Source organism: Tenacibaculum jejuense, from assembly GCF_900198195.1.
Classification (GTDB): domain Bacteria; phylum Bacteroidota; class Bacteroidia; order Flavobacteriales; family Flavobacteriaceae; genus Polaribacter; species Polaribacter jejuensis.
Map to the genome: position 1 here is coordinate 2,217,000 of NZ_LT899436.1, position 18,397 is coordinate 2,235,396.

An 18,397-nucleotide genomic window follows, 5' to 3' on the forward strand; every position below is an offset into this window, starting at 1 on the left:
AAGATTTGTAAGGGGCGCGTAGCCTAAATAGACCTAGGCTACGCTAGTGTTTTCCCCCTTAAACACTTTTCAGTAGCTACCTCTAACTTAGTTAAGTAACCAAATCAAAGATATAAAAAACTATTTAATTTTTGTATTGACAATCAAAACATTAGATGCATCAAGCAACTTTGTTGCAAAAATAAAAACATCACCACCACTTTTTATTTTTGTCTCTTTTCTTATTTGCTCTACTGATTTTCCAAAGTTTCTTACTGTAATATTAGCTTTCTTCTCTGGAATCTCTTTTTGAATTATTTTTTTATTGTAGGGGATTGTTTTTTCAATTTTGAATGATCGACCAGGGAATTCTGAAATCAATTCATTTGAAGTGTACAAATGTGAATGGTTATGTAACTTTTTTAGTTTGTAAAATATAGCTATTTCATTGAAAGCTCCTGACTTTAAAACAGCTGTATTAGGTTCGTATAAATAAGCTAAAGGTAAACTATATTCAGGTATTTTCTTTTCCCAAGATAATTGAAAATTGAATTTTTGTGTTGTTGACTTTAAAATATTTACAGTTTTAATATCTATATGCTCGTCATAATCTTTCTCTAGTAGAAACAGTAACTCTTTTACCTCATTATTTACCGCAACAATATGAATTTCTTTTACATTACTTAATTCATTTATAGCTGATGATAAATCTAACAAAGGAGAAGTTTTTATAAGTATCTGATTAGATTTTGAAAACAGAATATCTAGTGAATCTGGTACATTTGGAGTACAGTCTCTTAATAGAAAAACTTTGTTTTGTTGTGTATCTCTTCTAGACGGATCTATATAAATACAATCTAAATCACCTTCATATTCCTGAATAAATTGAACACCATTAATATTTTGAGTTCTAATATTTTTTACATTCAACTGATTTGCGTTGTAGTTTACTATTTCAGAAAGTTCTGTATTAATTTCACAGTGAAATACAGTTTCAAATAATTTTGAAAAATAAAATGAATCTACGCCAAAACCTCCTGAGATATCAGCTAATATTTTCCCTGTGATAAGTTCAGATTTATATTTTGCAGTGATTTCAGAAGATGTTTGTTCAATTGAAATTTTAGGAGGATAATAAATGTTTTTGGTAGCAAACCAAGTAGGGAGTTTCTTTTCACTTTTCTGCTTAGCTTGTATTTGATTTGCTAACTCTTGTATAGAAATATTAGTAAAAGGACTCCCTTTAAAAATAAGTTTCGAGATATCACTTTTTAAATTAGAATTTATAAAATCCTGTACGTCAGTTGTTAAAATATTTGTATTCAAAAAAAGTAAAAAAATATGGCTTCTGATAGCCAAAAATACTGATATTTTTATGATTTTCGCGCCTCAATAATTGCAACAAACATTTAATATTTATGATTAAAAATAGTTTTTTGATGTTGTGTGTAGTGTTATGTTCATTTACAGCTAGTGCACAATTTTATGTATCTTTTAGTGGAGGATATGCATTTGGAGCAGGAGAGAAGGAATTCCGCTCTAACTCTGTTTTAACTCCAACAGGAATCGTTAATCTTGGAACTTTCGAAGGAAGTTATGGTGAAGGAGTACAAACTCAGTTAAGAGGAGGATACTTTTTTAACGAAAAATGGGGAGTAGAAGTTGGTGTAGGTTATATCTATGGAACAGATCAACAGTTTCAAAAAGTTGAAGGTATTTTAGATCTGAAAACTAGAGGAAGAGCTTTTGGAGCATCTTTATCTGGTATTTATAACATAAATGAAAACTTTTATGTTCGTGCTGGTATGATAACAAAAATCGCTGGTAAAACTGAAGCTGTAGTAGATTTAACATTACCTAACGCTTTAACTGGAATTGGTGATGTAAAGGCTGATTTTACTACCGATTTTAGAGGGAAGTTTCCATTAGGTTTCATTGGTGCAGCAGGTTATAAGTTTCCAATTTCAGACAACCTTTCTTTATTTGCTGAAGTAGAATACATGTCTATTGACGTAACTAGAGATATTTCTGAATTAGGAGATTTTGAAGCAGTTAGAATTACTGCAACTGGACCAGAAACTGTTTCTGCAGCGGCTTTAGCTCAACAATTAGGAGCTACTCCATTAGCTGAATTAAGCTCATTATTAAGTGAAAGATTACAATGGGGAGAAAATGGTTTACCTTCTCCAGAAGCACCGTATTCTTCATTTGGAATAAACTTTGGAGTTACTTATAGTTTTAAGTAATAGACAAAAATTTAATAAATAAAAAAGAGGCTTATAATTAAGCCTCTTTTTTATTTATAATCCTTTTACATTTTTGAGTTCTGATAAGTCAAAATTTGTATTGTTTATTCTAGCATCTGTAAAATCGGCACCAGAAAGATCTTTAGCCTTGGTAATTCTAGCATCGGTTAAATCTGTATTTACAAAAATTGTGTTTTTTGCCCATCCATTAGAGAATTGGATGTTTTTTAAATTAGAACCTGTTAAATCGGCGTTACTTAAGTTCGCAGCATTCAATTCACAGTTTTTTAAATTAGAATGAGATAAATTGATTCCTGATAAATGCTTTCCCGATAGGTTTGTGTTTCTAAGATCACAATAAGAAAAGTCAGTATTATCAAATATTGCGCTCAATTCAGCTTTTGTCATATTAGATTCTAATAAATATAAAAGTAATTGAGTTCTTTCTGGGCTATAGAAAACAGTTGAATGTCCGTCTTCATCTAAATAGTTGTATGGTTTTAAAACACTACATAATCCAACTATTCTTTTCTTAGTTCCTTTAAAACCTTTGTTATCTATGGCGTCATATAAATTTGCTAATTGATAACTGTATGAAGATCTTCTTGAACTTTCAACTAAAAGATTTTGAGTTCTAATTAAATCATTTTGTTTGATTAAAATATATAATGAAATTAATGAAGGTACAATTGAGAATAATAATAAAATTACGCTGAACATACGTACTCTTAAAAATCTCTTTACTAAAGCAGTAAGTAAACTGGCAGATGTATCTGGAGAAACGTGCTTTTCTGAGTGAAACTCAACAAACCAATTATTAAAACTTTTGTTTAAAGAAGCACCTGTGAACATTTTCCATGTCCAACTTAACGTCTTTTTAGTTCGTTCTTCTTTACGTTTAGCTTTTGAAGCCGCTTTATCTACTTTAGCGCGTAAAGCATCATTTTCTTTTTGTAATTTTTCTAATTCGTTTTGGAGATTATCTTCCATAATAATTATTTAAAGATTGGCTTTAATCATTCTATCGTTACCAAATAAATCTTGCTTTAAAATTACATTCTTGTAACCTTTGCTGATCAACATTTCTTTGGTTTCTTTTCCTAAATACTGATTGATTTCAAAAAAAAGAATTCCATTAGCATTTAAAGCGTACTTAGCTACATCAGCAATTCTTTTGTAAAAAATCAAAGGATTATTGTCTGCTACAAATAACGCTAAATGAGGTTCATTATTTAGTACGTTGTTTTTTATTTCTTTTTTTTCTAAGTTTCTGACATAAGGAGGATTAGAAACTATAATATCAAATGTGCTTTCTAGTTTCTTTTCAGAAAGTATATCATGTAACAAAAAAGTAACATCAACATTATTGTTTTCAGCATTCTTTTTTGCTGTTTCAATCGCTTTTTTAGAAATATCTAAAGCAAATACGTTTGCTGAAGGAATTTCCTTTTTTATGGTAATTGGAATACAACCTGATCCAGTACCAATATCTAAAATTTTAACATTAGTGTTTTCCAAATAAGATGTTTTAATCCATGTAATTAATTCTTCAGTTTCAGGTCTGGGAATTAATACATTAGGATTCACTTCAAAATTATAACCATAAAACTCTGTGTTTCCTAAAATGTATTGTAAAGGTTCTTCAGTTTTTAATCGTTCTGTAATGATAGTTAATTCAGCTAATTTTTTATCGGTGATTTTAGTATCTCCTTTAGTAAAAACAGCTGTTGTATCTAGCTTCATTTTAGCTTCAATAATTCTAAAAAAGAAAGTATCGATCTCTTTTTTAGGGTATATATTTTCTAGTTCTTTATTAAAAAAAGTTCTGAAGTCGTTTAGCTTCATATATTCAAGGTAAATTGGTACTTTTGATAAATCAAATTTATAGAAAACAAATGAAGAACTTAATTTATTTTACAGCTTTATGTTTCTTATTGATGAATTGTTCAGTAAAAAAGAAACCTGTATTTGTTAAAGTAGACGATATTAGGTTTGTTTCATTAAAATCTGACACTGTACGATTACAAGCTAAAGCTTATTTTAAAAATGAAAATGATATTGGAGGTAAGTTAGCAACAGATGAGATTAAAGTTATTATAAGTGGAGAAGAAGTAGCGCAAGTTTCTTCTGAAGAATTTAAAGTTCCTGCAAATAATGAGTTTTCTATTCCTTTAAATGTTGTTATGCCAGCTAGTAAAGTTTTTAATGACAAAAAAAATGGGATTTTAGGTGGTATTTTAAACTCGATAATCAATAATAATTTGAAAGTAAGGTTTAAAGGAGAAATAAAATATAAAGTCTTAGGTTTTTCTAGTACTTATGTTATAGATAAAACTGAAGAAATAAAAATTAAATTATAGTTACTTGGATTACGATAAAAAATACATGGCTAGATGTTTGGAGCTAGGAAAAAACGGAATTGGAACGTCTAGACCTAATCCATCTGTTGGAGCTGTAATTGTTCATCATGATAAAATTATAGGAGAAGGATTTACGGATCCTTATGGTGGTCCTCATGCTGAAGTCAACGCTGTAAACTCAGTTAAAGATGAATCTTTACTAAAAGAAGCTACAATTTATGTGACTTTAGAGCCTTGCTCACATCATGGGAAAACTCCTCCTTGTGCAGATTTAATTATCAGAAAACAAATTCCAAATGTTGTTATTGGTACTGTAGATACCAATAGTTTGGTTTTTGGAGAGGGAATTAAGCGTCTGGAAAAGGCAGGTTGTAACGTAAAAGTTGGAGTTTTAGAAGATGAATGTAAACAGCATCATAAACGCTTTTTTACCGTTCAAAATAAGCAAAGACCTTACATTATTTTAAAATGGGCAGAAACAAATAATGGTTTTATAGCTCCAGAAAGTAAAGAAAAACAAGAACCAGTTTGGATTTCAAATGCATATGCCAAACAATTAGTTCACAAATGGAGAAGTGAAGAACATGCAATTTTAGTCGGTACAAATACTGTTGTAGCTGATAATCCGAAATTGAATGTTAGACATTGGACAGGAAATAACCCAACAAGAATTGTATTGGATAAATCTTTACGAATTCCTAATAATTTAAGCGTTCTAGACAGAAGTATTTTAACTATAGTTTTAACAGAAAAAGAACAAGATTCAAAAGAGAATATAACATTTGAACGTATTGATTTTTCAAAAGAATTAGCATCTCAAATTTGTGATGTTCTATCAAAATATAAAATTCAATCTGTAATAATTGAAGGTGGAACGCAAACTTTACAAAGCTTTATCAATGAAAATTTATGGGATGAAGCGCGAGTTTTTGTTGGAGAAATTAGTTTTACTAAAGGAGTAAAAGCTCCTGTTTTAAAGCAATCTGTTACAAAGGAAGAAAAAATTAAAAACAACACATTAAGATACTTTTTTAATGATTAAAAATATCATTTTCGATTTTGGTGATGTATTCATCAATCTTGATAAACAAGCTACTTATGTAGCATTAGCCAAATTAGGTGTAAATGAAGTTTCAGAATCTATGATGCAAGTGTATTACGATTATGAAATGGGATTAATGACAACTGAAGAATTTGTTGGATATTTTCATAATGAATTCAAAATAGATAAAGAAGCTTTGATTGATGCGTGGAATGCTATTTTATTAGATTTTCCATTACACAGACTTAAATTTTTAAAAGAATTAGCTGATTCGAAAAAGTACCGCCTGTTTTTGTTAAGTAACACAAATGATCTACATATTTCTTGGATTCAGGAGAATTGGGGAGATGCATTATATAATGAGTTTAAATCTTGTTATGAACAATTTTATTTATCTCATGAAATCAATTTAAGAAAGCCCAACGACAATATTTATGAATTTGTTTTAAATGAAAATCAATTAGTTGCAGAACAAACGTTCTTTATAGATGATACTAAAGAGAATACAGATACTGCAAAGAAATTAGGAATTAAGGTTTGGAATATAGATCCTGCTAACGAAGATGTTGTAGGTTTGTTGTCGAGAGAGGAATTTAGCCTATGATTTATTTAGTTTTAAGTATTTTAATATCGAGTAGTTTATATGTAATTTTTAAACTATTCGAGAAATTTAAGGTAGATACATTTCAAGCTATAGTAGTAAATTATATAGTAGCTTTTTCCATTGGATATTTATATTCTCCTGTAAAACTACCAATACAAGAAATACCTAGTCAACCATGGTTTTTAGGAGCCTGTTTTTTAGGTTTTTTATTTATCACCATTTTTAATTTAATGGCTTTAACTTCACAAAAAAATGGACTTTCAGTAGCATCTGTTTCAGGAAGAATGGCTGTAGTTATTCCAATTATTTTTGGGGTGTTCTTATATAATGAAAGCGTTACTATTATTAAAGTTATAGGAATTTTATTAGCGCTAATTGCAGTTTATTTAACTTCAGTTAAAAAGAATAATGATAAAACAGGAAATAGCTCTCTATTATTTCCAGCTTTATTATTTTTAGGATCAGGAGCAATAGATACGTTACTTAAATACACAGAAGTGAATCATGTATCAGAAGAAAACGTGTCTATCTTTTCGGCTTCAATCTTTGGAATTGCTTTTGTTTTAGGTGTTTTATATTTCTTATATCAACTAATTTTTGAAAAAAGTAACAATATCAATATTAAAAATGTTATTGCAGGAATAGCATTAGGTATTCCAAATTATTTTTCAATTGATTTTTTAATACGCGCACTAAAAATTGAAGGTTTTGATAGTGCAATATTATTTACAATTAACAATGTAAGTATTGTTCTACTGAGTACAATTGTAGGTTTGTTGTTATTTAAAGAAAAATTAGAGCGTAGAAATTGGATAGGAATTGTTATAGCAGTAGTAAGTATTATTTTAATTACAAAATATGGAAATTGATACTTACAAAACGATAACTAAACCATCTGAGGAAACTTTATTTAAAGATAGAAACAGTAAGTTTTTTGGATACGCTTTTCCTGTTCAAACAGAAGATGATGTAAAAAAATACTTAGAAGAAGTAAAAAAGAAGCATCATACGGCAAGACATCACTGTTACGCTTGGCAATTAGGAACAGAAAATATCAGGTTTAGAGCAAATGATGATGGTGAGCCAAATAATTCTGCTGGTCAGCCCATTTATGGTCAGATACAAGCATTTGAAGTAACAAATGTTCTTATAGTTTCTGTTCGCTATTTTGGTGGAGTAAAACTTGGCGTAGGAGGGTTGATTAATGCTTATAGAACTTCTGCTCAATTAGCTTTAGAAGCTTCTGAAATTATAGAAAAAACTATTGATGTACATTTTAAATTAAAATTTGCTTATGATTTAATGAATAAAGTACAACGCGTTATTAAAGAAAATAACTTGGAAATTCTGAATCAGAAACTAGAGTTAGATTGTGAATACATAATTTCTGTCCGAAAAAAAGATGCTGAACATATTTTTAATACTTTTCAAAGTATATACAAATTAGAAATATCTAAACTATAGTGTAATCCCTAAAAAAGTAGTTGAAATTGTGATCAAGATATCTTTTTTGACTATTTTCATATTAATTTCCCTATGCATAAAAGACATTTATTTTTCTTATTTTTTTGTTTTATAAATAACTTTGTATTCTCTCAAAATTATTTATACGAAACTGAACAATTCGGAATAAAAGGAGCAACTTTAGGAGGTTCCGTAATTGCAGGAGCAGACGATGAAAGTATGACTTTTTATAATCCTGCGGCAATTCACAAAGCTCCTTCTCAAGTAAGTATTTCTTTATTTCAACCAGCCATACGAACTTTTGGTTTTGATAATTTCTGGGGAGGAAATGAAACCAGTCAATTAAATACAAATTTTGATTTAAGACCGTCTTTAATCTCATTTAAAGTAAATGTAAAAGGGTTTGATATAGCATTTATAAAAATTAGTAAAAGTGTTCTTACAGATGATTTTAGTGCCAAAAGAGAAACAGTAAATGGTAATAATTTAACAACACAATTTTTCGAATATAAATATACAGGTGAAGATAGTTGGTTTGGAATAGGGACTAGTTTCAAAATTGGACCAAAAATACATTTAGGTGTCAGTCAATTTTTAACAGTAGCAGACTTTACATATGATAACAATATTTTAATTGAAGAGGCTGATATGACAAATAACTCCGCTATGTCGAATAGTTTCTTTAATTCTCAACAAACAAGTAATTACGGAGATATTGGTTTTATTACCAAATTTGGTTTTTTATATGATTCAAATAAGCACGATTTTGGAGTTACTATAACCACACCTAAATATTTAAGATTAGATAACAATGGAGAGTTTACAAGTACTCTAGTAAATATTGATAATTCTACTAATGAATCGTTTCAAATTATAGACAACGATATAGATACAGAAATTAAAACACCATGGAAATTTTCCTTAGGTTATAGTTATTTATTTGAAACGGGGAGTAAATTATGGGCTACAGCTAGTTATTATTCTAGTATTTCAGAATATGAAATGGGAGTTATAGAATCTACAAGTAATAATGCTTCTTGGGTAAATGGAAGCGAAGGTGTGTTCAATGTCGGAGTAGGTTATTCAAGAAAAATCAACAATAAAATTGAAATTTCTGGTGGATTAAGAACCAATAATTTTGCGTATAGAAATAGACAATCTGTAAATAATGAACTTAGAAATACAATTTTAGATGGAAATCATATTCATTTTGTAGTGGGAACTAAATTTGAATTCAGAAGACACAACGTTCTTGTCGGATTAGATTGGGGAACTCTAGTAGAAGCTCCAGGAGAAGGAAATTTTCAATTTTTAAATAATATTGGAAGATTAAGCCCTAATTTAAGAGGATTGAAAAAGAATAATATTAATGTATTACTAACTTACAGATTCATTATTGATGAACTGATTAAATTATAATTAATTATAAATTTTGCTATGGATTTGGAAGCTATAAAACACAACTATGCTCAAATGGAGAATTTTGAGCTAATTAAGTTGGCTAATGAAATTGAAAAATTAAAAGAAGAAGTTATACCAATTTTAAAAAAAGAGTTATTAAAAAGAAATGAAACGTTAATTGTAGAAAAAATCGATGCTTTCCTAAATCAGGATAAAAATAAAAAAGAAGTTAATTTAGAAGAATTAGTAGATATTGATGAATATGTAACACAACGCTTAGCTTCAGGAGAATTAATGGAAAGTATTGTAGATGATTTAAAAAGTAGAGGAGTAGATTTAGTATCTAGAACTTTAGAAAAATCATTACAGCAAGAAAGTTATATTGATGGTTTATTAGAAAACTCTTCAAATAGATTCACGAAAGAACATTTGAAAAGAAAATATGCTATGAATGATGATGAGATAAGAATCATCCAGCAAAAAGTGAAGTTAAAGTCTCAAAACAATATAACTGTTGGAATTTTATTAATAATTATTGGAGTAGCTTTTTTATTATTAGGAGGATTAAGTTCTGTTAGACATATAATTTTTCTAGTGACAATAATTTTGTCAGGTATTTTTAGCTTAATTTCTGGACTTGAAAAACGAAAATCTATTTAAAAAAACTATCAATATAAATCTAGTTTAATATTTCTTTTAGTTTTTAGGATAACTAATTAATAATCCGTACATTTGCACGCCTTTTTACGACAACAGATGATTAAAAAGGTGAAAATTAATATTTATAAGTTTAATCTCTCTTTGTGTTATTGTCGTTAAATTTCTGAATAACAAAAAGATACAAATTTATTTCAGACATGTCTGAAGAAACAAAAAAAACAGTTGATGCAACTGTAAATCCAGCACAATTTTTAGCAACTTTTAACTGGCATAAATACGAAGAAGGTATTGATGAAGTTGATGAGTCAAAATTAAAAGAATTCGAACAAGCGTTAGAAGGAACTGTAGGTTTCGTAAATGAGCGTGATGTAATTGAAGGTGAAGTTGTACGTGTAACAGATCGTGATGCTATCATCGATATTAACTCTAAATCTGAAGGAGTTATTTCTTTAAACGAATTCCGTTACAATCCAAATTTAGCTGTTGGTGATAAAGTAGAAGTATTAGTTGACAAAAGAGAAGATTCTTCTGGTCAATTAGTATTATCTCACAAAAAAGCTCGTGTAATCAAAGCATGGGATAGAGTTAATAACGCACACGAAACTGGAGAAATCGTTAATGGTTTTGTTAAGTGTAGAACTCGTGGTGGTATGATCGTTGACGTATTTGGTATTGAAGCTTTCTTACCAGGTTCTCAAATTGATGTGAAGCCTATCCGTGATTACGATCAGTATGTAGAAAAAACTATGGAATTCAAAGTTGTAAAAATCAACCACGAATTTAAAAACGTAGTAGTTTCTCATAAAGCATTAATCGAAGCTGATTTAGAAGATCAAAAACGTGAAATCATTGGTCAATTAGAAAAAGGACAAGTATTAGAAGGAGTTGTTAAGAATGTAACTTCTTATGGTGTATTTGTTGACTTAGGAGGTGTTGACGGATTAATTCACATTACAGACTTATCTTGGTCTCGTATCAACCACCCAAGTGAAGTTGTTGAATTAGATCAAAAATTAAATGTTGTAATCTTAGACTTTGATGATAACAAGTCAAGAATTCAATTAGGATTAAAGCAATTATCAGCTCATCCATGGGATGCTTTAGATGGTGAATTAAAAGTAGGTGATAAAGTAAAAGGTAAAGTAGTTGTATTAGCTGATTACGGTGCGTTTGTTGAAGTTGAAGACGGAGTAGAAGGATTAATCCACGTATCTGAAATGTCTTGGTCTACACATTTACGTTCTGCACAAGATTTCGTACAAGTTGGTGACGAAGTTGAAGCGCAAATCTTAACTTTAGATAGAGAAGAGCGTAAAATGTCTTTAGGTATGAAGCAATTACACCCAGATCCTTGGACAGATATTACTACTAAATATCCTGTTGGTTCTCAACACGAAGGTACTATCCGTAACTACACGAACTTTGGTGTATTTGTTGAGTTAGAAGAAGGTATCGATGGTTTAGTATATATTTCTGATTTATCTTGGACTAAGAAAGTTAAGCATCCATCAGAATTTGCTTCTGTAGGAGACAAATTAGCTGTTCAAGTATTAGAATTAGATGTTGAAAATCGTAAATTAAACTTAGGTCACAAGCAAACTCAAGATAACCCTTGGGATGCTCACGAAGCTAAGTATAAGATTGGATCTAAATTCGAAGGAACTATCACAAATAAGAATGATAAAGGAGCTACGGTAACTTTTGATGACGGTGTTGAGGCATTTGCTCCATCTCGTTTCTTAGAAAAAGAAGACGGTGGTAAATTAGCTAAAGGAGATACTGTAGAGTTTATGGTAACTGAATTTAGTAAAGAATACCGTAAGATTGTTGTTTCTCACACTTCTATCTTCAGAGAAGAAGAGCAAAGAAATGTAAAAGCAGCAGCTAAGAAAGCTCAAGAATCTGAAAAAACTACTTTAGGTGATATCGGAGGATTAGCAGAATTAAAGAGAAAAATGGAAGGAAAATAATTCCTAAAACTCATTTAATATAATATAAACCACTACTTTTTGTAGTGGTTTTTTTATTTCTAGCAGAGTAGTAATCACTATAATTTTCATAATAATAACTAGTTATTTTATACTTAGGCATTATATTTGTCGTTAAGAGTATCAAATTAAAAAATCTAAAAAATGAAAAAAATTTTATGTATCGTGGCATTTGTAGCTTTTGCTTTTAATGGATTAGCTCAAGACGGTAAATTAAGGTTAGGTGCTAATGTTGGTTTTACTACAGGTAGTGGAAATTCTTCTTTTGTTATTGGAGGAGATGTAGACTATTTATTTAATGTTGATAGTAAATTTGAAGTTGGTGCTGCTACAGGTATAGCTGTTGTTACTACTGGAAATTCGATAATTCTTCCTTTAGCTGGTGCTGGTAGATTCAAAGCAACAAATAAAATCGATTTAGGATTAGATATGGGATATGCTATCGGAATAAATAATGCTGGTAACGGTTTTTATTTTAGACCGATTTTTGAATACAAAATTAATAGTAATATGTCTTTCAGAGCTTCTTATTCAGGAGTTGATTCTGGAGGATTCTTAAATGCAGGCTTAATGTTTAACTTATAAACATAAAGTCAAAAAAGAAATAAAAAACACTGTATTTACAGTGTTTTTTTTTGCTTAGAATTTAGATGTTTATATTTGTTGAAAACTGGAAAACAAAATATGACTTTAATCAAATCCATTTCAGGAATTAGAGGAACCATAGGAGGTAATACAGGAGATAACTTAACTCCAATTGATGCAGTAAAATTTGCTGCTGCTTATGGAACATTTATAAAGAAGAAAAACAAGAATAAAAAAGATATAAAAATTATAATAGGTAGAGATGCTAGAATTTCTGGTAAAATGATCAGTGGTTTGGTATCGGATACTTTAATTGGATTAGGAATAGATGTAATCGATTTAGGTTTATCTACTACACCAACTGTAGAAGTTGCTGTACCTATTGAAAAAGCTGATGGAGGAATTATTTTAACGGCTTCACATAACCCAAAACAGTGGAATGCTTTAAAATTATTAAACGAGAAAGGAGAATTCCTTAATAGTGAAGATGGTAAACAAATATTAGAAATAGCAGATAATGATGATTTTGATTTTGCTGAAGTAGACGATTTAGGTGTTTACAAGAAAAAGAAAAATTACATTAAAAAACATATTAAAGAAGTTCTAAAACTTCCTTTAGTTGATAAAAAGGCTATTAAAAAAGCTAAATTCAAAGTTGTTGTTGATGGTGTAAACTCTACTGGAGGTATAGCTATTCCTGCTTTATTAAAAGAATTAGGAGTTAAATGTGTCGAATTATATTGTGAACCTAATGGGCAATTTCCACATAATCCAGAACCTTTAAAAGAACATCTAACAGATATTTCTGAATTGGTGGTAAAAAAGAAAGCAGATTTAGGTATTGTTGTTGATCCAGATGTAGATCGTTTAGCTTTAATTTGTGAAGATGGTTCTATGTTTGGAGAAGAATATACTTTAGTAGCTTGTGCAGACTATGTTTTAAGTAAAAATAAAGGAGGAAACACTGTTTCTAATTTATCATCATCAAGAGCTTTAAGAGATGTTACTGAAATTCATGGTGGAACTTACACAGCAAGTGCAGTAGGTGAAGTTAATGTTGTTCAAATGATGAAAGATACCAATACAGTTATTGGAGGTGAAGGAAATGGTGGAATTATATATCCTGATTCTCATTATGGTAGAGATTCTTTAGTTGGTGTAGCTTTATTTTTATCTCATTTAGCACACAAGAAAACTTCTTGTAGAGCTTTACGTGACAGTTACCCGAGTTATTTCATGAGTAAAAACAAAATTCAGTTAACTCCAGAAATTGATGTTGATAAAATCTTAGCGGCTATGGCTGAGAAATATAAAAATGAAGATGTGAATACTATCGATGGTGTAAAAATTGATTTTCCTAAAGAATGGATACATTTAAGAAAATCAAATACAGAGCCAATAATTAGGATTTATACAGAGGCTATGTCTCAAGAAAAAGCAGACAATTTAGCTGAACGATTTATAAAAGAAATAAAAGAAATAATTTAATCTGAATCCTGCATAAACGCGGGATTTTTTATTACCATACAAATTTAGTAGGATTGTTAAATATTCAATAAGAAATTTAAGAATCGAAATTTTTTATAGAAATTCGTAATATGAAGAGTAATGAAACTTTGACTTTAGAGCAGTATTTTCAAAAATTTAGAGATAATATTATAGGTATAGATCAAAAGTTTACAACACCTTATGGTGAAAAAAAACTATTGTATACCGATTGGACTGCTAGTGGACGTTTATATCGACCTATTGAAGATAAGTTGATCAACGATTTTGGTCCCTTCGTAGCTAATACACATACAGAAACATCGACTACTGGTGCGGCTATGACATTGGCTTATCATGAAGCTCGTAATATTATAAAACGTCACGTAAATGCTTCATCAGAAGACGTTTTAATTACTGAAGGTTCCGGTATGACAGGAGTTGTAAATAAGTTTCAAAGAATTTTAGGCTTAAAAGTTTCAGAAAACCTAAAAGAACATACCACAATTCCAGATGAAAAGAGACCAATAGTTTTTGTAAGTCATATGGAACATCACTCAAATCAAACATCATGGATTGAGACTATAGCAGATGTTGAAGTTGTACCTTGTAATAATGAAGGCTTAGTTTGCTTAGAAATGTTTGAAAAAGTCATTCAGAAGTATAAAGACAGACCTATTAAAATTGCTTCAATTATTGGAGGTTCAAACGTTACTGGTATAAAAACAGATTATCATAAAGTAGCCGCTTTAATTCATAAATATAACGGATTATGTTTTGTAGACTTTGCTTGTTGTGCTCCTTATGTTGATATTAATATGCATCCTGAAAATGAAAATGAATATTTAGATGCAATTTTCTTTTCACCACATAAATTTTTAGGAGGTCCAGGAAGCTCTGGAGTATTAATATTTAATAAAAAATTATACAAGAACGTTATTCCTGATAATCCAGGAGGAGGAACTGTAACTTATACAAACCCTTGGGGAGAACATGACTATATAGATGATGTTGAAACTAGGGAAGATGGAGGTACTCCTGCTTTTTTACAAACTATTCGTATAGCTTTATCTATTCAATTGAAAGATCAAATGGGAACTGCTAATATAAAAGCTAGAGAAAATGAAATTAATGAAATTCTATTTTCTTGTTTAGAATCTTTAGATGGTGTGCATATTTTAGCGCCTAATCATAAAGACCGGTTAAGCATTTTTTCTTTTTATTTTGAAAGATACCACTTTAATCTCGTTGTAAAATTATTAAATGATCGCTTTGGAATTCAAACAAGAGGTGGGTGTTCTTGTGCTGGAACCTATGGTCATTTCTTGTTAAATGTAGATCGAGAAACTTCTAAATCTATAGAGAATCAGATTTTAGAAGGTTGTAATATCGAAAAGCCAGGTTGGATACGTTTGTCTATTCATCCTACAATTACAACAGAAGAATTAGAATTTATCTGTAATTCATTAGAAGAATTAGCAAATAATATTGAAGATTGGTCTAATGACTACACTTACGATCCAATTAAAAATGATTATGTACACAATTCTGTTACTCCGATAGAGAAAGAATTAGTTAAAAATTGGTTTTCAATTTAAATATGAACACAAACATTACAACATCTTTTTTACAAGAACTATATCCAAAAATTAAAGAAGATAAGTTATTTGGAAAGTGGATAACTCTTTCAGATGTAGAACCATTAATACAATTACTTAATAAAGATATATTTCAAGTTGAATTGTTAGGTGAATCTGAAGAGAAAAGAAACATTTATAAATTAAAATTAGGAACAGGAACTAAAAAAATCATGATTTGGAGTCAAATGCATGGTAATGAAAGTACTGGTACAAAAGCACTTTTTGATTTATTTAAATTTTTCGAAACCTACCCAGATCATCATATTACAAGAACAATATTAAGTAATTGTACACTAACAATTATACCGATGTTAAATCCAGATGGATCTTTAGCCTATACAAGAGTTAACGCTAAAGAAGTTGATTTAAATCGTGATGCAGTAGATTTAGAAGCCTGTGAAAGTATATTGTTAAGAAACACATTAGATGAATTCAACCCTAAATTTTGCTTCAATTTACACGACCAAAGAACCATATTCGGAGTAGAAGGTAAAAATCAACCTGCTACAATTTCTTTTTTAGCACCTTCTGAAGAAGAAACAAGAAAAATTACTACGGGTAGAAAAGAGACTATGAACGTAATCATAGCAATGAATGAATTATTACAAACCATTATTCCAAATCAAATAGGAAGATATACAGACGAATTTTATCCAACTGCAACTGGTGATAATTTCCAAAAATTAGGTCATAACACTATCCTTATTGAAGCAGGTCATTACAAAGATGATTACAATAGGGAAGAAGTACGAAAATTTAACTTTTATGCTTTGCTAGAAGGATTATATTATATTTCTTCAACGGAAGACTTTTCTGAATATGAAGCTTATTTCGAGATTCCAAATAATAACAAACAATTTTTTGATGTAATTCATCGATATAATGATAAAGAAGATATAGCATATCAGTATGAAGATAAGATAATAGATAACCAATTCGTTTCTACGTTAAAAAAACATCAAGAAGGAAATTTAAAAGGGCATATTGGACACAACGAAATCGTTTTCGAGTATTAATTTTTTATTAAATGTTTAATTTTTCAAGCATAACTGTTGTTGTTTATTAAAAATAATTCATATTTTTGCCCAATACTATGAATAAAATTAAAAAATGAAGAAATTTGTATTAGACGAAATCGATCATCAAATATTAGATATTTTAATCGAAAATGCTAGAACTCCATTTACTGATATCGCTAAGAAATTATTAGTATCTGCAGGTACTATTCACGTGCGTGTTAAGAAAATGGAAGATGAAGGAATTATACAAGGGTCTACTTTAACATTAGATTACGAGAAAATGGGTTATGCATTTATAGCTCACGTTGGTATTTTCTTAGAAAAAACTTCAATGACTCAGCATGTTATTGATAATTTACGTTTAATACCAAATGTAACTGTAGCCTATGTTACTGCAGGAAAGTATAATATTTTCTGTAAAGTTAGAGCTAAAGACACTAATGACGCTAAAGACATTATCTATAAGATTGATGAAATTCATGGTGTAAATAGAACGGAAACAATGATTTCTTTAGAAGAAAGCATTAACGATAAAAAGCGTATGATGCACGCTATTTTCCAAGACTTTTAAATAGAATAAAACTTTCAAATAGTATACAACCGTCTAAATTTTTATTTAGGCGGTTTTTGTTTTCCGAATATTGTAAATTTGTCAACTTTTATTTTAAAACCTAATTATGTCTGTAGAAATAATTTATGAAGATGATTTTTGTTTGGTAGTCACAAAACCTAATGATGTAGTTGTTCATCATGCATATCATTCAAGAAATGTGAGAGAAGAAGATTCTTTATTACAATTATTAGATCAACAATTTCAACAAAAATTTTATCCAGTTCATAGATTAGATAGACGAACTTCAGGAATTATAATTCTCACAAAAGAAACACAGTATGTTGCCAAGTTTCAGCAGTTATTTACAGATAATCAAATTCAGAAAAAGTATTTAGGTGTAGTTAGAGGTTTTGCTCCTGAAACAAGAGTTATTGATTCTCCTGTAAAAGGAAAAGATAGTAACGTGCATAAAGAAGCAGAAACTCATTTAAAAACACTACAGAATATAACTTTAAATATTCCTGTAAAACCTTACGATACTTCAAGGTATAGCTTAGTAGAATTGTCACCTAAAACCGGGCGATTACACCAATTAAGAATTCATATGAATAAAATTAGTCATCCACTTTTAGGAGACGGAAAATATGGCGACAAAAATCATAATGCAATGTTTGAAAATAATTTTGATTGGAGTAATTTATTTCTACATGCAATTTCTTTAGAATTTGTTCATCCGTTTACAGAAGAGAAATTATACTTAAAGTCAAGTTTACCAAAAAACTGGAGAACTCTTTTTAAAGAATTCAGTTGGAGTTACACTTAAAAAGTAAAGCTTTTTCATTTATTAATAACCAATTAACGATCGAAACAGTACATTCATCTAACAATTACAAATTATTACAAAGTAGATATATATATTAGCTTCGCTTCTAAATTATTAAATTAAAAAACACTTTTTAATTTATGTATACTACTAAGTTTAACCAAGATTTAACCCCCTGGGTCACCAACGACTTTGTAAAATTTAACCATTATTTTTTGAGAAATAATGATTATTTATCTCCATTAACTATCGATGAAAGAGAAGAATTCTATGATATTAGATTGAAACTTTCTGGTGCATGTAAGTGGAGATTTAGAGTATATTGGGAAGACAATATGCTTGTTATTTGTGGAGATAAAGACAAAAAAAATGATGCACAAGAAATAGATGGCTGTTTACAAGCGTTTAAACGTATTATAGTGCTTCCTGCGAAAATAAAATCAAAGGAAAGTATTAACTATAATTTTATAAATTCAATTTTAAAATTTAAACTTTATAAAAAATAGTAGTAAAAAATTGAAGATTAATCTTGACTAGATTATCTACTA

At 29.3% G+C, this 18,397-nt stretch carries 19 protein-coding genes; 16 read left to right on the forward strand and 3 right to left on the reverse strand.

Translation table 11 applies throughout. The annotated features are described in order from the left end of the window. Positions 1–120: 120 nt before the first annotated feature. A complete protein-coding gene (locus AQ1685_RS09920) occupies positions 121–1,305 on the reverse strand; it encodes a THUMP-like domain-containing protein (RefSeq protein WP_095071736.1) in 1,185 nt (394 codons plus the stop codon). A 92-nt stretch (positions 1,306–1,397) separates the two neighbouring features. Between AQ1685_RS09920 and AQ1685_RS09925 the strand changes: the two genes are divergently transcribed. Further along, on the forward strand, positions 1,398–2,225 hold the full coding sequence (locus AQ1685_RS09925) for an outer membrane beta-barrel protein (RefSeq protein WP_095071738.1): 828 nt from the start codon (positions 1,398–1,400) through the stop codon (positions 2,223–2,225). Positions 2,226–2,279: 54 nt separating this feature from the next. Here the strand turns inward: AQ1685_RS09925 and AQ1685_RS09930 are convergent, their stop codons facing one another. Together AQ1685_RS09930 and prmC are read right to left on the reverse strand one after the other, a co-directional pair. Continuing rightward, positions 2,280–3,215 carry a pentapeptide repeat-containing protein gene (locus AQ1685_RS09930; RefSeq protein ID WP_095071740.1) on the reverse strand — a complete coding sequence of 312 codons (936 nt, stop codon included), beginning with the start codon at positions 3,213–3,215 and terminating at the stop codon, positions 2,280–2,282. Positions 3,216–3,224: 9 nt separating this feature from the next. Then, positions 3,225–4,070 carry a peptide chain release factor N(5)-glutamine methyltransferase gene (gene prmC, locus AQ1685_RS09935; protein WP_095071741.1) on the reverse strand — a complete coding sequence of 282 codons (846 nt, stop codon included), beginning with the start codon at positions 4,068–4,070 and terminating at the stop codon, positions 3,225–3,227. Positions 4,071–4,120: 50 nt separating this feature from the next. Between prmC and AQ1685_RS09940 the strand changes: the two genes are divergently transcribed. The 15 genes from AQ1685_RS09940 (at position 4,121) to AQ1685_RS10010 (ending at position 18,355) form a co-directional block, all read left to right on the forward strand. After that, a complete protein-coding gene (locus tag AQ1685_RS09940; RefSeq protein WP_095071742.1) occupies positions 4,121–4,585 on the forward strand; it encodes an LEA type 2 family protein in 465 nt (154 codons plus the stop codon). Positions 4,586–4,589: 4 nt separating this feature from the next. Next, positions 4,590–5,627, forward strand: coding sequence for a bifunctional diaminohydroxyphosphoribosylaminopyrimidine deaminase/5-amino-6-(5-phosphoribosylamino)uracil reductase RibD (ribD, locus tag AQ1685_RS09945; protein ID WP_095071744.1), 1,038 nt, complete (start codon positions 4,590–4,592; stop codon positions 5,625–5,627). Beyond that, positions 5,620–6,231: an HAD-IA family hydrolase gene (locus tag AQ1685_RS09950; RefSeq protein WP_095071745.1), complete on the forward strand. Its 612-nt coding sequence runs from the start codon at positions 5,620–5,622 to the stop codon at positions 6,229–6,231. Before ribD ends, AQ1685_RS09950 begins: the two co-directional genes overlap by 8 nt. Next, entirely contained in the window at positions 6,228–7,100 is an 873-nt protein-coding gene (locus AQ1685_RS09955; protein WP_095071746.1) for a GRP family sugar transporter, read from the forward strand. Before AQ1685_RS09950 ends, AQ1685_RS09955 begins: the two co-directional genes overlap by 4 nt. Beyond that, complete coding sequence (locus AQ1685_RS09960) at positions 7,090–7,695, forward strand: IMPACT family protein (RefSeq protein WP_095071748.1); 606 nt, start codon at positions 7,090–7,092, stop codon at positions 7,693–7,695. The genes AQ1685_RS09955 and AQ1685_RS09960 overlap by 11 nt, the downstream gene beginning before the upstream one ends. 72 nt (positions 7,696–7,767) lie before the next feature. Further along, positions 7,768–9,114: a hypothetical protein gene (locus tag AQ1685_RS09965; protein ID WP_095071749.1), complete on the forward strand. Its 1,347-nt coding sequence runs from the start codon at positions 7,768–7,770 to the stop codon at positions 9,112–9,114. Positions 9,115–9,132: 18 nt separating this feature from the next. After that, positions 9,133–9,756 carry a DUF308 domain-containing protein gene (locus AQ1685_RS09970; RefSeq protein WP_095071751.1) on the forward strand — a complete coding sequence of 208 codons (624 nt, stop codon included), beginning with the start codon at positions 9,133–9,135 and terminating at the stop codon, positions 9,754–9,756. Positions 9,757–9,953: 197 nt separating this feature from the next. After that, the gene (gene rpsA / locus AQ1685_RS09975) at positions 9,954–11,726 is read left to right on the forward strand and encodes a 30S ribosomal protein S1 (RefSeq protein ID WP_095071753.1); all 1,773 of its coding nucleotides are present in this window, start codon (positions 9,954–9,956) and stop codon (positions 11,724–11,726) included. A gap of 162 nt (positions 11,727–11,888) precedes the next feature. Then, the gene (locus AQ1685_RS09980; RefSeq protein ID WP_095071754.1) at positions 11,889–12,329 is read left to right on the forward strand and encodes a hypothetical protein; all 441 of its coding nucleotides are present in this window, start codon (positions 11,889–11,891) and stop codon (positions 12,327–12,329) included. 99 nt (positions 12,330–12,428) lie between these two features. Continuing rightward, positions 12,429–13,817, forward strand: a complete 1,389-nt coding sequence (glmM, locus tag AQ1685_RS09985; protein WP_095075052.1) for a phosphoglucosamine mutase — start codon at positions 12,429–12,431, stop codon at positions 13,815–13,817. A 110-nt stretch (positions 13,818–13,927) separates the two neighbouring features. After that, positions 13,928–15,412, forward strand: a complete 1,485-nt coding sequence (locus AQ1685_RS09990) for an aminotransferase class V-fold PLP-dependent enzyme (protein ID WP_095071756.1) — start codon at positions 13,928–13,930, stop codon at positions 15,410–15,412. A gap of 2 nt (positions 15,413–15,414) precedes the next feature. Beyond that, entirely contained in the window at positions 15,415–16,470 is a 1,056-nt protein-coding gene (locus AQ1685_RS09995) for a M14 family zinc carboxypeptidase (protein ID WP_095071758.1), read from the forward strand. Between the two features lie 94 nt (positions 16,471–16,564). After that, a complete protein-coding gene (locus AQ1685_RS10000) occupies positions 16,565–17,044 on the forward strand; it encodes an Lrp/AsnC family transcriptional regulator (RefSeq protein ID WP_075340951.1) in 480 nt (159 codons plus the stop codon). A gap of 106 nt (positions 17,045–17,150) precedes the next feature. Beyond that, positions 17,151–17,849 carry a pseudouridine synthase gene (locus AQ1685_RS10005; RefSeq protein ID WP_095071760.1) on the forward strand — a complete coding sequence of 233 codons (699 nt, stop codon included), beginning with the start codon at positions 17,151–17,153 and terminating at the stop codon, positions 17,847–17,849. Between the two features lie 215 nt (positions 17,850–18,064). Next, positions 18,065–18,355, forward strand: coding sequence for an Hsp20/alpha crystallin family protein (locus tag AQ1685_RS10010; RefSeq protein ID WP_157730175.1), 291 nt, complete (start codon positions 18,065–18,067; stop codon positions 18,353–18,355). Positions 18,356–18,397 lie beyond the last annotated feature (42 nt).